The sequence below is a fragment of the Rathayibacter sp. VKM Ac-2804 genome (assembly GCF_009866655.1).
In the GTDB taxonomy this organism is placed as follows: Bacteria; Actinomycetota; Actinomycetes; order Actinomycetales; family Microbacteriaceae; genus Rathayibacter.
The window spans coordinates 750,904-763,609 of record NZ_CP047420.1; the positions used below are offsets into that span (position 1 = coordinate 750,904).

Below are 12,706 nucleotides of genomic sequence, written 5' to 3' on the forward strand. Positions count from 1 at the left end.
GCGCAGCGGCCCCCGCGTCAGACGGCCTCGAAGCGGGTGTCGCCGCGCTCGGGGCGCCAGGACGGCACCGTGGCGGACGCGCGGCGCCGCGAGCGCGCACGGGACGGGCTGAAGCGGAACGGCGGCACGGTCGGGGCCAGCGCGGCGGTGCGGCTCGCGGCGCGCAGCAGCAGCTCCTCGGTCAGCTCCTCCGGAGCGGCGGCGATCGCGAGGCCGCGCTGGTCGAGCTCGCGGGCGATCTGGATCTGGTGGTCGTCGATGTGCTCGCCGCGCGCGACGAGGCGCGGGACCAGGATCGGGACCTTGCCGTTCTCGATGGCCGTGATGGCGGCGCCGGTGCCCGCGTGGGCGATGACGACGTCCGCCTCCTTCACGGCCTCCTGGAGCTCGTGGTGCGGCACGCTCGCGCGGCCCTCGATGCCGTAGGGCGAGACGTCGGCGAGACCGGTCTGCCAGAGCACCTCGGCGTCCTTCAGCAGCGGCACCGACGCGGCGATCAGCCGGTCGAAGGGGTAGAGGTCCTGGGTGCCGACGGAGATCACCGCGCGACGGATCGCGGAGACGGGCTCATCGGGGCCGGTCGTGTAGGCGTCGAAGATCGAGCCGCCGAAGAGCCAGCGCTCGTCGGCCCAGACCGGGTACTGCGTGTAGGTGTTGACGCCGGGCAGGCGCGACATGATCTTGCCGGTGATCGAGGGGCCGTCGGCGCGCGCGGCGCTCTCGACGTAGTGGCACTCGATGCCGCGCAGCGACGCCTCGGGCATGAACGACACGGCCGGGCTCGAGCCGGTGCTGAAGACGGCGGAGTAGTCGCCCTTGGCCAGGATGCGGTGCGCGATCAGCGCGTTCTCGGCGATCGGCCGGGCGTCGCGCGGGGCGGCGAAGCGGCTGTAGGTGACCTTCCGGCCCTCGAGGAGGGAGCGGCTGAGGCCGTTGTCGAAGGTGACCCAGTGCTGGTCGGCGGGATCGATCCCGAAGCGGGAGGACAGCGTGAACAGCTGCTTCAGATGCCCTCCACCGGAGCAGACGAACAGGAACTGTGACATGGCGACCCTTCTTGCGTCCGGGGGAGCTTTCGGGCTCGTCCTCCGGCGGAAGCTGACTGAGGCGGTAGTGCAGGGCTGGGTGTGGTGGGGGTGGGTGGTGCGGGGGCGGCGTGGAGCCGGGCGCGAGCCCCGCTCTCTGCAGGAGCGGCCCCGTGGGGGGGAGATCGGGCGGCGTCGTGACCGCGCTCTCCCCGGAGTGCGTCAGGACGTGGGGGCGTCCCGGGCATCGGCGGGTCGACGCTCAGGGGGACGCGCGCGGGGTGGGGCGGGGAGCCTGCGCTGCATCGTCGTCCTGGTCGGTCGGGTGGTTCTCGGGCGGGTGAGGATCGTGACGTCGGGTGCGACGCGGGGCCGGCACGGCGGGATCCGCTCCTGCGCCTGGGCGTGTGCTCGCCGTCCGAGGACGAGGGCACAGCGGAACGGGCCGCGGTGCCACCCCCACGATAGTGAGGCACCCGTTCCCTGGCTACTTCGGAGTCGGACCCCTGGGTGGATTGACCTAGCCCGCGTGGAGCGCCGACGGGGCGGAGCCGCCCGAGCGGGCGCGGCCGCCGTTGCGGTCGAGCAGGATGTCGAGGACCGTCTCGTGCCGGGCGGCCCAGGAGTTCGCGTGGATCCAGCCGAGGCGCTCGTCCTCGGTGGCCGGGCCGTCGGCGAGCGCGTCGTCGACGACCGCGGCGAACTCCGCCATGGTCGGCACGATGCGGATCCGGTCGCTGATGCCGTGGATCGGCGGCAGATCGACGGAGATCACCGGGCAGCCGCTCGCCACGTACTCGTAGAGCTTCAGCGGGCTCATCGCCTCGGTCAGCGGGGTGCGGCGGTGCGCGAGGAGGCAGAGCTCGACGTTGCGCATCGTCGCCACCAGCTCGCGGCGGCCGACGGAGTGGTGCAGGTGCACGTTCGCGAACGGGGCGAGCGGAGCCAGGTAGCCGGGGTCGGGCTGCGGGCCCATCAGCACGATCTGCAGCTCGGGGTGCGCTGTCGCGACCGCGACGATCCCCTCGACGTCCAGCCGGTCGTCGAGGGTGCCGACGTGCAGGGCGCGCGGGCCGGGGATGCGGCTGAGCCACTCGGGGGCGTCGGGCACGGGGCCGGTCCACTCCTCCGGGCTGACGCCGTTCGGGACGACGGCGTGCGGACCGGTCGGCGCGATGCGGTCGATGATCTCCTGCGAGACGGCGGTGACGGAGCGGCCGCTGGTCGCGACGCGGCGGTAGGCCTCCTGGAACGCGGGCCAGTGGCCCTTCCAGCGGGTCGACGTCGTCCAGTCGTCGCGGGCGAAGAACATCACGTGCTCGGCCCACTCGAACGGCGAGAAGCCGGCGACCACGGGGCTGGTCGTGACGACGACGGGGCGCACGAGCTCCATCTCGTCGGCCAGCTTCGCGATCCCGCGGTCGTAGGCGCGGTACTCCTTCTCCAGGCCGGCGATGTCGGTCGGGTCGGAGCGGCGCAGGCGCAGCGGGGTGTGCAGGACGCGCTGCGGCGTCGACGGGAACTCGACCTCGCGGCCCAGGGCCCCGCGCACGAGCGTGGTCGGCAGGAAGCGGTACGGGTTCGCCACGATGAGGCGCCCGACCTGCGGGCTCTCCATCAGCGAGTGCAGGATGCGGTCCGGCGGGCGCATCATGCCGCGGCGGGCCGCGTCGGTGTACGTCTCGTAGGAGAAGGTGAAGACGACGTCGCGGACGAGGCCGTCCGCGGTCGGCTCGGGCGCGGCGGATCCGGGCGCTGTCGGTTCGGGCACGGCGTTCCTCACGCGAAGGTCCGGATGACGCGCGCGGGCACGCCGACGGCGACGGAGTAGTCGGGGACGTCCTCGCGGACGACGGCGTTCGCGCCGATCACGGCGCCGCGGCCCACCGTCACGCCGGGCATGATCACGGCGTTCTCGCCGAGCCAGGCGCCGCGGCCGATGCGGACCGGGGCGATCCGGTCGACGCCCTGATCGCGGATGAACCGCGTCGGGTCCTTGAAGCCGTGCGAGTGGTCCGAGATGTAGACGCCGCGGGCGATGCCGACGCCCTCCTCGATGACCACGCTCTGCACGGCGCTGATCGCGGTCATGTTCATCCGCACGCGGTCGCCGATGATCAGGGCAGGCGTGGGCGCGTCGTCGGTCGGGACCATCAGCATGCAGTTCGCGCTGATCAGCACGTTCTCGCCGATCGAGATCCGCTTGCCCTGGCCGGGTCCGATCCGGAAGGGCAGGCAGATCCGGGAACCCTTGCCGAAGCGGTGGAAACCGCCGGCGACCAGCTTGCTGAAGGCCAGATCGCGTGCTCGCTGCGCGAGGATCGCGAGATCCAGTCCGTTCAAGGCATCAACTCCAGGGATGTGCGGCGGGTGGGACGCCGGGGGTGGACGTCCTGAGCCTGGGGGGGTGTGGTGATCGCGCCCGGGGGTGAGGCGCGCGGGTGTGACCCACGATAGCGAGCGCCCCCTGTGCGCCACGAGTCCGTGCGGCTCGGATCCGCGGTGTTTACCCCGCGGAAACACGCTGTGGTCCGGAGCGGCGTGCTCGGAACGGGGGTGCTCACCTGCACGGTGGCCGAGCATCCCGGTGCCGGGAGGGCCCTCCGGCGCCGGGAGCGCCCGGGGGAGCGTAAAATCGCAGGGTCCGCGGAGGCGGCCGCCCGTCACCGGGCCGGCGCGTCCTCCGGATCGTGCGGGACACCGCACCGACGGACCCGGCGACGCCGCTCGGTCCCCGCCCTCGCGCGACCCCGACCCGCCCGCACCACCAGAGAGGCTCGACCGTGGCCGAAGCCGACACCGCCAGCCGGCTGTGGACCCTGCACCTCGCCCGCGCCGCCGTCGCGGCCGTCGCCGGGGTGGTGATCACCTTCTCGCCCGACCACGGACCGGCCTTCGGCTTCGCCGTCTTCGCCGGATTCGCGATCCTGAGCGGAGCCGTCGCGCTCGCGATCGGCCTGCGCACCCTCGCCGGACGCGGCCGCACCCTCGCCCTCGCCTCCGCCGGGGTCACCCTCGCCGCCGGGGTGCTCGCGCTCGTCGCGCTGCCGGTCGCCGCGCTGCTGCCGTTCATCGCGCTGGTCGCCGGCTGGGCGCTCGTCTCCGGCTCGCTCGAGTTCTCCAGCGGCCGGCGCGGCACCGGCCTCGCCGCCCGCGACGCCGTGATCGTCGGCCTCGGCACGGCCCTCCTCGGAGCGGTCTTCGCCCTGCTGCCGCCGCACCCCGTCGTCTCGGTCGGGCTCCTCGGCGCCTACGCCGTGATGCTCGCCGTGTTCCTCGCGATCGCCGCGTTCTCGCTCAAGTGGGCCGCCGGCGCCGATGCCGCCGCACCCTCCACCCCCACCACCGGAGGAGACCGATGACCGCCCCCGACCCCGCCTCCTCCGAGCCGTCGCCCTCCGACGACGACTTCGCGCCGCGCACCTTCCGCCCCACCCGCAAGGACCGCCTGCGCCCGCTCGAGCTGATCGGCCTCTCCGCCGTGATGGCCGCCTTCGTCGGCCTCGTCGTCCTGATGTCGACCCGCGAGTTCGTCGTCGCCCTCATCGGCTTCGGCGTCGCGTTCATCGTCGTGCTCGTCGCCATCGCGATGTTCTCGCTGACCTTCAAGCCCGACGAGGCCGAGATCGCCGACCTCGACGAGCAGGACGGTGCTCATTAGGTCGGAGCGACTGCGTCGCTCCTCCCCGCGGTCGGCTTCCTGAGGGGGCCGGGTTCGGCGGAGCGTCCCGAGCCCGCTGGCGGAATCGCTCGGGCTGTGCTTCTGGGGTCGGTGCGACTGCGTCGCTCCTCCCCGCGGTCGGCTTCCTGAGCGGGTCGGGTTTCGCAGAGCGTCCTGGGTTCGCTGCGCGGAATCGCTCGGCACGCGATTCCGCGGTGCGCTCGCACCTGCGGTGGAGCACTGCTGCCGCGATCCGGCTTCGCCGTCCGCTCCCTCCAGGAGTGCCACCGGCTCAGGAGATCCGTGCTGGTCGAGCAGCCCCGCAGGGGCGTATCGAGACCCGCCGTCGTCAGCGGTGCGGCAGCACGCTCGCCTCGTCACCAGGCCGATCTACCGGGTAGCGTCGTCGCCGTCGGTCTCGCCGAGTGCGTACGCCAGGCTGCGGGCGTAGATCTCCTCGAGGCGGGACGCCACGATGCGGTACTGGACCGAGCGGCCGCGGCGCTGCTCCCGCGGGAGGTTGCCGAGGACCACTCCGGCGTCCTCCAGCTCGATGAGGTGCCGGTAGAGGCTGGTCGTCGTGGCGCGGCCCGTCGGCAGCTCCGGACCGATGGCCTCCACGAGCTCGCCGAAGAGCAGGCCCTGCTCGGGACGCGCCGCCCGGGAGAGCGATCGCAGGATCCCCCTGTTGATCTCGCTGCCGACCACCCGGACGGCGATGTCGGCCTCCTCCGGGGTCGCTCGGCTCCTCGTGGACGGCGCAGACGCTGGCATGCCCTCATCCTCCCGCACGGGTCCGCGGCAGGAGGCCGCAGGCGCGTATTGCCATACCGCCCTGGGTGGCGATGATTCGCGCCACCGGTGTCATGATCCCATCGGATGGTTACCTTGGTGTCCGTCGGCAGGCCTCCCGCAGGTCGGCACGCGACCGCATCCGGCGGACGCGTGAGGCGTGGGCCTCGACGGACGCAGAGGAGAGAACGGCATGAATCGAGTGCGACGGGCTGGGGAGCCCTCCCGAGGCGGCGAGGGTGCGCCCGGTGCCCGGACGCGGCCGGTGGTGGCACCTGGTGCGGCCCACCGGGGCCGGATGACGCTCGGGCGACGGCTGGCCGCCGGCCTGCTGGCGGCGGGGCTGGTCGGGGGAGCGGGAACGTCGCTGGCGCTGACCTCGTCGTTCCTCGCACCCCTGTCGGCGTCCGCGGCCACGCACGGCGCGGGATTCGACGTGGGGAAGGGCTTCCTCGGCGCCTATCGGCACCCGGACGGGACCCTGGCCTACTGCCTGCAGATCAGGGCGTCGATCCCGTACAGCCCGACGTCGGGGCCGTCGTTGAACGGCGACTGGAACTCCCTGTCGCCGGATCAGCTCGCGCGCCTGAGCTACGTCATGGACGTCCACGGGAACACGGAGGACGCGAACACCGCGGCGGCGGTCGCCCTGTACGTGTGGGACGTGGCCGACAACGCGGCCTACAACGGCAACGGGATGCCCGGTGACGTCTACTACAGCGCTCGCGCCGGCGGGAATCGGGACGCCGTGCTCGGGCTGCTGCAGCAGTACCGGGCGGAGGCCGCCGGCGTGACGGCCGTGAAGCCGGGGCGGACGGCCGGGTCGGCGTCGCTGAGCCTCGACATGGACTCGAGCGCCGCTACCGGCAGGGTCACGGCCCTGACCGACCCGCCGGGCCAGGCGGGGACGGTGCATCTGACGAACGCGGTGTTCGAGGACACCGGGGCGGGCGAGTCGACGATGACGGGCGGGGAGTCGCGGACGTTCCGCGTCGTCCCGAGCGCCGGTTCGACCTTCGCCGTCGAGGCGCGCTCGGACGAGATCCGGGTTCCGGGCGCCTCCGGCTACGTCGGGAACATCACGACCTGGGCGCCGGGCGCGACGGCGGAGCAGTGGACGGCGTCGAAGGGGCAGAGGATCGACGGCTCGTTCACGATCGCCGCCGCGACGGCGGCGTCCGCGCCGATCCCGACCGCGTTCTCGCCGATCGGGTCGACGCAGGTCTCGACGCGGCGCGTGGAGGCCGGGACGCAGGCGACCGACACGGTGACGGCGGGAGTCGCGCCGGGGTCGGGGGAGTGGCGCACGCTCGACGGCGCGCCGGTCCCGGTGGTCTACCGGGGCACGCTCCACGGCCCGTACGACGAGCAGCCCGCGCCGTCCGGAACCGCGCCGGCGGGTGCGCCCGTCGCCGGGAGCGTCGAGCTGACCGCGACCGGTCCGGGGACGTACACGTCGCCGGGCGTCACCGTCCCCTCGGCCGGGTTCTACACGTGGGTCTGGCGGGTCGAGGAGGCGTCTCAGCCGGACCGAGTGAAGCCGTTCCTGCCCGACGGCTACGCCTGGTCGGACGGGTTCGGCCTGGTCGCGGAGACGCACCTCTCGCCGACGATCGTCTCCGCCGCGACACAGGTCGCGGACGAGGAGATCCCGGTCACCGCGACCTCCACGGACACCCTCACGGTGCAGGACACCGGGGCGTGGCTGAAGAAGGACGGCAGGAGCGTCCCCGTCACCTTCACCGGCACCGCCTACTGGGTGCCCGGCACGGGGGAGGTCCCGGCGACCAGACCGGAGGACGCGACGGTGCTGACGACCACGAGCATCGTCGCGACCGGACCCGGAACCTACACCGCCGACGCGGCGACCGCGCCGGCGGGCTCCGCCGGTCACATCGTCTGGGTGTGGTCCGCAGCCGAGACGCTCTTCACCAGGGGCTGGGCGGACGGATGGAACACGAGGGGCGAGGTGGTGCGGGTGACGACGCCGGAGGTCCGCACGAGGGCGACGCCCTCCGTGCCGCTGTCGGACACCGCGAGGGACGAGGCGGTCGTCGACGGCGAGGTGCCGGAGGGCGCCGTGATCACCTTCGAGGCGTACCGGCAGACGGGGGACAGGGCCTCGTGCACCGTCGAGTCCCGCGTGCACGACGGCTCGGCGACCCCCGTCCCGGTCGCCGCGGGCAGCAACCGGAAGACGTCCTACTGGTCGAGCGAGGTCCGCTTCACCGAGCCCGGCGTCTACCACTGGGTCGAGACGCTGCGCGCGAAGGACGGGAAGGTCCTGCACCGCGGGGAGTGCGGAGTGCCGGGGGAGACCACGACGGTGACCGTGCCCGACGTGTCGTCGAGAGCGCAGACCGACAGCGCGGTCCACGAGGGTGCGACCGACGACGCGATCGTCACCGGAGTCACTCCGAAGGGCGCCTTCCTCACGTGGAAGGCCCACCGTGCCGCTCCCGGCACCGGCTCCTCCACCGCTGTCGAGCAGCCGGTCTGCGATGCGTCGACCCTGGTGGCCGACACCGCCGACCGTCCGGTCCTCGTCGAGAAGGCCGGCACGTACACCTCGCCCGCGATCGTCTTCACCGCCCCCGGCGCCGTCCACTGGGTGGAGGAGCTGCACTCCTACGACGGCAGGATGCTCGCCCAGGGCGAGTGCGGAGCGCCCGGCGAGACGACGACGGTGCACAGGCCGGACGTGCACACGAAGGCCACCGCGGCAGTGCTGGTGGGCGACCCGGTGAGGGACGAGGCGGTCGTGGACGGCCACGTCCCGGCCGGCGCGGTGATCACGTTCGAGGCGTTCAGGAAGAGCGGCGACCAGGCCGTGTGCACGGTGGCGAACCGTGCCTACGACGGCTCGGCCGGTCCGGTCGCCACGACCGCCGGTCTGAACGAGAACGTCTCGTACTGGTCCGCGGAGACCCGCTTCACCGAGCCCGGCAGCTACTACTGGGTCGAGACGCTCGCCGCGGCGGACGGGACGGTCCTGCACCGGGGGGAGTGCGGCGCGCCGGGGGAGACGACAGTGGTCTCGCCGAAGCCGGTCGTCCCGACGGTGAGCACGAGCCTGGCCGACACCGGCGGCGATCCCGGCCCGTGGCTCGGCGGCGGCCTCGCCGCCCTCGTCCTCGGTCTCGGCGCCGCCCTGCTCGCCCGGCGGCGACGCGCCTCGCCGGTCGACTAGCCCCGCAGAGGCGTCCGGCGGCCACGCCGGTCGAGGAGCCCCGCAGGGGCATATCGAGACCCTCGGCCCTCAGGAGGGCGAGTCCTCAGACTCGCCCTCCGACACCGGCGGACCTCGATGCGCCCGCTCCGCGTGCTCCTCGATCGGCATGACTGCGCGAGCGGGCGAATAACGGGCCTCGTGTCCGAAGCAGAGCCCGGCCCGCGTCCACTCGTCCGCCCCTGCCCGCTGGTCGAGCACGGTCGTCTCTCCTCCTCGCTGGTCGAGTAGCCCCGCAGGGGCGTATCTGCTGGTCGAGTAGCCCCGCAGGGGCGTATCGAGACCCGCCGTCGTCAGGAGGGTGGGCGTGCAGACGCTTCTTCTCGCCGGCGGATCTCGATCCGCCTGATCCGCGGGCTCCTCGATCGGCGGACAGGCCGGCGACGTCGGTGGTCCGGGTTAGCGTGCGGGGGTGGCGGAGGCGATCGGGCGGTGGTGGGAGCGGCGGCGGTTCTCGCGAGGGGTCGACGTCCCGTATCCGGTGGGGACGTACCGGGAGGCGTGGGCGTCGTTCCCGGTGCTCGTGCTGCAGTACCGGCCCGAGTACAACGGGGGGATTGTCCTCAGCCAGATCCCGCCGGCGGCCGACGTGTACCTGTGCTGGCTGTGCGATGCCGGGCACGTCTTCGTCGCGACGCCCGAGGAGCAACGGCACCGGCCGGGGCGGGAGCGGCGGCGCTCGTCCTGGTGCCCGGACTGCGCGGCGCTCGCGAAGCCCCGGACACCGAGGCCCGCGATCGAGACGGTGGTCGACCGCGCGTCGGCCCCGCTGCCCGCGCCCGCTCCTGAGCGCCCGCCCCGTCCCGCCCGCACCCCGTCGAAGGCGCGCACGCCTCGGATCTGCGCGAAGACCCCGCCGCTGCCGCCGGGAGAGCCCTTCGTCAGCGCCTGCGCGCCGCCGCCCGCGTCGGCGGTCGAGGCGCGCCTCCGGGCTCTGCTCGCCGAGCGGCTCGAGTTCGAGCCGGGCTTCACCGCCGTGCGGCTCAGCAGGCCGTTCTTCGAGCACCTGGAGGCGTGGCCGGACATCCTGCTGAGCGAGCTGCGGGTGGCGATCGAGTACGACTCCACCGGGCGGCACGGGCTCGAGCACGTGGGACACCGCGAGGAGGCGGACCGGCGGAAGGACCGCGCCCTCCGGGCGGTCGGCTGGGAGGTGGTGCGCGTGCGGACCGGTCGTCTTCCTCCGCTCGGCCCGTACGACGTCAGCGCGTCGGGCGTCTCGGCGGGACTCGTCGACCGGCTGCTCGATCAGCTGCGCGAGATCCGCGGGCCGCTGCTCGTCGACGCCTGGGCGCGCTGAGTCCGCTCTCCCGCGATCACCGCGTCACGACGTCCGCAGGGCGAGTGCCTCACTGCACCAGCGCCGGTGCAGGGCCCACGGGTCGGGCTCGCCCGCGCGCACCGTCTCGATGTGCCGATCGAGGGCGGGACTGCGGGCGAACCACTCCGTCCGCTCCAGCCGCTCGGCGGCGAACTGCGCGTGGCGGTGCTGCTCGAGCGGCCGCCCCCCGCGCTCGAAGGCCAGCAGCTCCTCGTGCCGCAGCCGGTGCAGGCGCTGCCGGGGGTTGCCGCTGGTGCCGATCTTGATCCGCCCGGCGAAGCGGATGTAGTAGACGACGTCGACCCGCGGGGGCGGCAGCTCGCCGTCGGGCGCGTCGCCGACCCGCCACTCGCACGCGGCGCAGAGCCGACCCGACGGGTACCGGACGCCCAGCCGCGAGCCGCAGACGAGGCACGGCGAGGCGAGGGCGTCGACGACGCCGTCCTCGCGCGCCACCCAGTCGTGCGCGAGCCCGAGGTGCGCGCTGCAGAGCGCGACGGGTGCGCCCGGCTCGGCGGCCGAGCGGCAGCCGTCGAGAGCGCAGACCGGGGCGGGGGCCGGGGCGCGGCCCGGGGCGGAGGACATCCTCCGACCGTAGGCACGACCCCCGACATCCGCGGTCGGTCCCCCTGCGGCTCAGCTCAGCCGGTCGACCAGCTCCGAGGCCAGCCCGGTGTAGCCGGCGGGGGTCAGCGCGAGCAGTCGTGCCTTCGCCGCGTCGCCGATGTCGAGGCCGTCGACGAACCCAGCGAGGTCCTCGGCGCCGAGGCGCTTGCCGCGGGTCAGGTCCTTCAGCATCGCGTAGGGGTCGGTGATCGAGGAGCGGCCGGCGACCACCTCCGCGCGGATGACGGTCTGGATCGCCTCGGCGAGCACCTCCCAGTTGGTGTCGAGGTCGGCGGCGAGGGCGCGCGGGTCGAGGTCGATCTCGAGCAGGCCGCGCGCGATGTTGTCGAGCGCGAGCAGGGAGTGGCCGAAGGCGACGCCGATGTTGCGCTGGGTCGTGGAGTCGGTGAGGTCCCGCTGCAGCCGCGAGGTGACCAGGGTCTGCGCGAGCGAGTCGAGCAGCGCGCTCGAGAGCTCGAGGTTGGCCTCCGCGTTCTCGAACCGGATCGGGTTGATCTTGTGCGGCATGGTCGACGAGCCGGTCGCGCCGGCCTGCGGGATCTGGCGGAAGTAGCCGAGCGAGATGTAGGTCCAGACATCGGTGCAGATGTTGTGCAGGATGCGGTTCGCGTGCGCGGCCTTCCCGTACAGCTCGGCCTGCCAGTCGTGCGACTCGATCTGGGTGGTCAGCGGGTTGAAGACGAGACCGAGGGAGCCGACGAACTCCGCCGCGAGGGCGGCCCAGTCGGTGTCGGGGTCGGCGGCGAGGTGCGCGGCGAAGGTGCCGGTCGCACCGCTGAACTTGCCGAGGTACTCGGTCGCCTCGAGCTGCACGACGACCCGCTCGAGGCGGAAGGCGTAGACGGCGAACTCCTTGCCCATGGTGGTCGGCGTCGCGGGCTGGCCGTGGGTGCGGCTGAGCATCGACTCGTCGCGGTAGCGGACGGCGAGCTCGCGCAGGGAGGCGACGACGGAGCGCAGCTTCGGCAGCCAGACGTCCTCGACCGCGCGGCGGACGACGAGCGCGTAGGAGAGGTTGTTGATGTCCTCGCTGGTCGCCGCGAAGTGGGTGAGCTCGGCGATGCGGTCCAGGCCCAGCTCGGCCAGCCACTGGCGGACGAGGTACTCCACGGCCTTCACGTCGTGGCGGGTGACGGCCTCGAGCTCGGCCAGCCGGTCGATCTCGGGCTGCCCGAAGTCGCGGGCGCGGCGGCGCAGCTCCTCGGCGGCCGCGGCCTCGACCGGCTCGGAGCCGAAGAGGCGGCGATCGGTGAGGGCGAGCAGCCACTCCACCTCCACGTGCACGCGGGCGCGGTTCAGCCCGGCCTCCGACAGGTGCTCGCCGAGGGCGGAGACGGCGGCGCTGTAGCGGCCGTCGAGCGGGCTGAGCGGCTGGGGAGGGAGCGAGGTCATGCGGTGGTGCCTTCCGGTTCTCGGGGGTCCCGCGCACTCTGGAGGCTCGAGCGCGGGTCGGTGCGGACCGTGCGGTTGCCGCGCAGTCCCGGTTCGATCTGGGCGAAGAGCGCCCGGCACGCGCGCTCGATGAGCGCGAGCACCGAGTCGAACGCCGCCGCATCGGAATAGTAGGGGTCGGGGACGTCGCCCTGCGGGGAGAGGCCCGGCTCGAAGGCGAGCAGGCGCCGGATCTTCTGCCGGTCCACCTCGGTGCGGGCCCAGGAGCGCAGCGCCCGCTCGTGGCCGTGGTCGAGGGCGACGACGAGGTCGAACTCCTCGAAGAGCGCCGGGTCGAAGAGCCGGGCGCGGTGCGGAGCGCCGTCGAGTCCGCGGCGCTCGAGGGCGTCGAGGGCGCGGTGATCGGCGTGCTCGCCGAGGTGCCACTCGCCGGTGCCCGCCGACGTGATCTCGATGACCGAGCCGAGGCCGGCTTGCTCGGCGAGGGAGCGCAGCACCACCTCCGCCATCGGCGATCGGCAGATGTTGCCGGTGCAGACGAAGCACACGGCGAACGCCGACGGCGCGGGGGAGCGGGGGGTCACCCGCCCATCATGGCGCACCGGGGGTCCTCCACAGAGGGTCGATTCCCGGCCTCTCCACCGATCGGGCGGCGGCCG

11 protein-coding genes are annotated in these 12,706 nt (G+C 73.6%); 4 read left to right on the plus strand and 7 right to left on the minus strand.

Features of this window, described 5'->3' with window-relative positions; all coding sequences use genetic code 11:
- Positions 1–17 precede the first annotated feature (17 nt).
- From GTU73_RS03375 to GTU73_RS19455, 3 genes are all read right to left on the minus strand, one after another.
- Positions 18–1,046, minus strand: a complete 1,029-nt coding sequence (locus tag GTU73_RS03375; protein ID WP_160086987.1) for a glycosyltransferase — start codon at positions 1,044–1,046, stop codon at positions 18–20.
- 499 nt (positions 1,047–1,545) lie between these two features.
- Positions 1,546–2,796 carry a hypothetical protein gene (locus tag GTU73_RS03380; protein ID WP_160086989.1) on the minus strand — a complete coding sequence of 417 codons (1,251 nt, stop codon included), beginning with the start codon at positions 2,794–2,796 and terminating at the stop codon, positions 1,546–1,548.
- Between the two features lie 8 nt (positions 2,797–2,804).
- Entirely contained in the window at positions 2,805–3,368 is a 564-nt protein-coding gene (locus tag GTU73_RS19455) for an acyltransferase (RefSeq protein WP_123734729.1), read from the minus strand.
- Positions 3,369–3,808: 440 nt separating this feature from the next.
- Between GTU73_RS19455 and GTU73_RS03390 the strand changes: the two genes are divergently transcribed.
- Together GTU73_RS03390 and GTU73_RS03395 are read left to right on the plus strand one after the other, a co-directional pair.
- On the plus strand, positions 3,809–4,387 hold the full coding sequence (locus GTU73_RS03390; RefSeq protein WP_160086991.1) for a hypothetical protein: 579 nt from the start codon (positions 3,809–3,811) through the stop codon (positions 4,385–4,387).
- Entirely contained in the window at positions 4,384–4,686 is a 303-nt protein-coding gene (locus GTU73_RS03395) for a hypothetical protein (RefSeq protein ID WP_244231755.1), read from the plus strand. The genes GTU73_RS03390 and GTU73_RS03395 overlap by 4 nt, the downstream gene beginning before the upstream one ends.
- Before the next feature lie 390 nt (positions 4,687–5,076).
- On the opposite strand, the gene GTU73_RS03400 is transcribed toward GTU73_RS03395, so the two are convergent.
- Positions 5,077–5,460 carry a hypothetical protein gene (locus GTU73_RS03400; protein ID WP_160086993.1) on the minus strand — a complete coding sequence of 128 codons (384 nt, stop codon included), beginning with the start codon at positions 5,458–5,460 and terminating at the stop codon, positions 5,077–5,079.
- 316 nt (positions 5,461–5,776) lie between these two features.
- Between GTU73_RS03400 and GTU73_RS03405 the strand changes: the two genes are divergently transcribed.
- Positions 5,777–8,668: a hypothetical protein gene (locus tag GTU73_RS03405; protein ID WP_160086995.1), complete on the plus strand. Its 2,892-nt coding sequence runs from the start codon at positions 5,777–5,779 to the stop codon at positions 8,666–8,668.
- 451 nt (positions 8,669–9,119) lie between these two features.
- The gene (locus GTU73_RS03410) at positions 9,120–10,007 is read left to right on the plus strand and encodes a hypothetical protein (protein ID WP_244231756.1); all 888 of its coding nucleotides are present in this window, start codon (positions 9,120–9,122) and stop codon (positions 10,005–10,007) included.
- Positions 10,008–10,031: 24 nt separating this feature from the next.
- Here the strand turns inward: GTU73_RS03410 and GTU73_RS03415 are convergent, their stop codons facing one another.
- The 3 genes from GTU73_RS03415 to GTU73_RS03425 are packed head-to-tail and all read right to left on the minus strand — an operon-like array spanning position 10,032 to position 12,631.
- Positions 10,032–10,613, minus strand: a complete 582-nt coding sequence (locus GTU73_RS03415) for a GIY-YIG nuclease family protein (protein WP_160086997.1) — start codon at positions 10,611–10,613, stop codon at positions 10,032–10,034.
- A 51-nt stretch (positions 10,614–10,664) separates the two neighbouring features.
- Positions 10,665–12,047, minus strand: coding sequence for an adenylosuccinate lyase (gene purB / locus GTU73_RS03420; protein ID WP_160086999.1), 1,383 nt, complete (start codon positions 12,045–12,047; stop codon positions 10,665–10,667).
- Positions 12,044–12,631 carry a low molecular weight protein-tyrosine-phosphatase gene (locus tag GTU73_RS03425; protein WP_244231757.1) on the minus strand — a complete coding sequence of 196 codons (588 nt, stop codon included), beginning with the start codon at positions 12,629–12,631 and terminating at the stop codon, positions 12,044–12,046. The genes purB and GTU73_RS03425 overlap by 4 nt, the downstream gene beginning before the upstream one ends.
- Positions 12,632–12,706 lie beyond the last annotated feature (75 nt).

What these genes read in the sequence shown, in the direction of transcription:
- GTU73_RS03375 (WP_160086987.1), bottom strand. Translation starts at nt 1,046, where the DNA reads ATGTCACAGTTCCTGTTCGTCTGCTCCGGTGGAGGGCATCTGAAGCAG.
- GTU73_RS03395 (WP_244231755.1), top strand. Translation starts at nt 4,384, where the DNA reads ATGACCGCCCCCGACCCCGCCTCCTCCGAGCCGTCGCCCTCCGACGAC.
- GTU73_RS03400 (WP_160086993.1), bottom strand. Translation starts at nt 5,460, where the DNA reads ATGCCAGCGTCTGCGCCGTCCACGAGGAGCCGAGCGACCCCGGAGGAG.
- GTU73_RS03405 (WP_160086995.1), top strand. Translation starts at nt 5,777, where the DNA reads ATGACGCTCGGGCGACGGCTGGCCGCCGGCCTGCTGGCGGCGGGGCTG.
- GTU73_RS03415 (WP_160086997.1), bottom strand. Translation starts at nt 10,613, where the DNA reads ATGTCCTCCGCCCCGGGCCGCGCCCCGGCCCCCGCCCCGGTCTGCGCT.
- purB (WP_160086999.1), bottom strand. Translation starts at nt 12,047, where the DNA reads ATGACCTCGCTCCCTCCCCAGCCGCTCAGCCCGCTCGACGGCCGCTAC.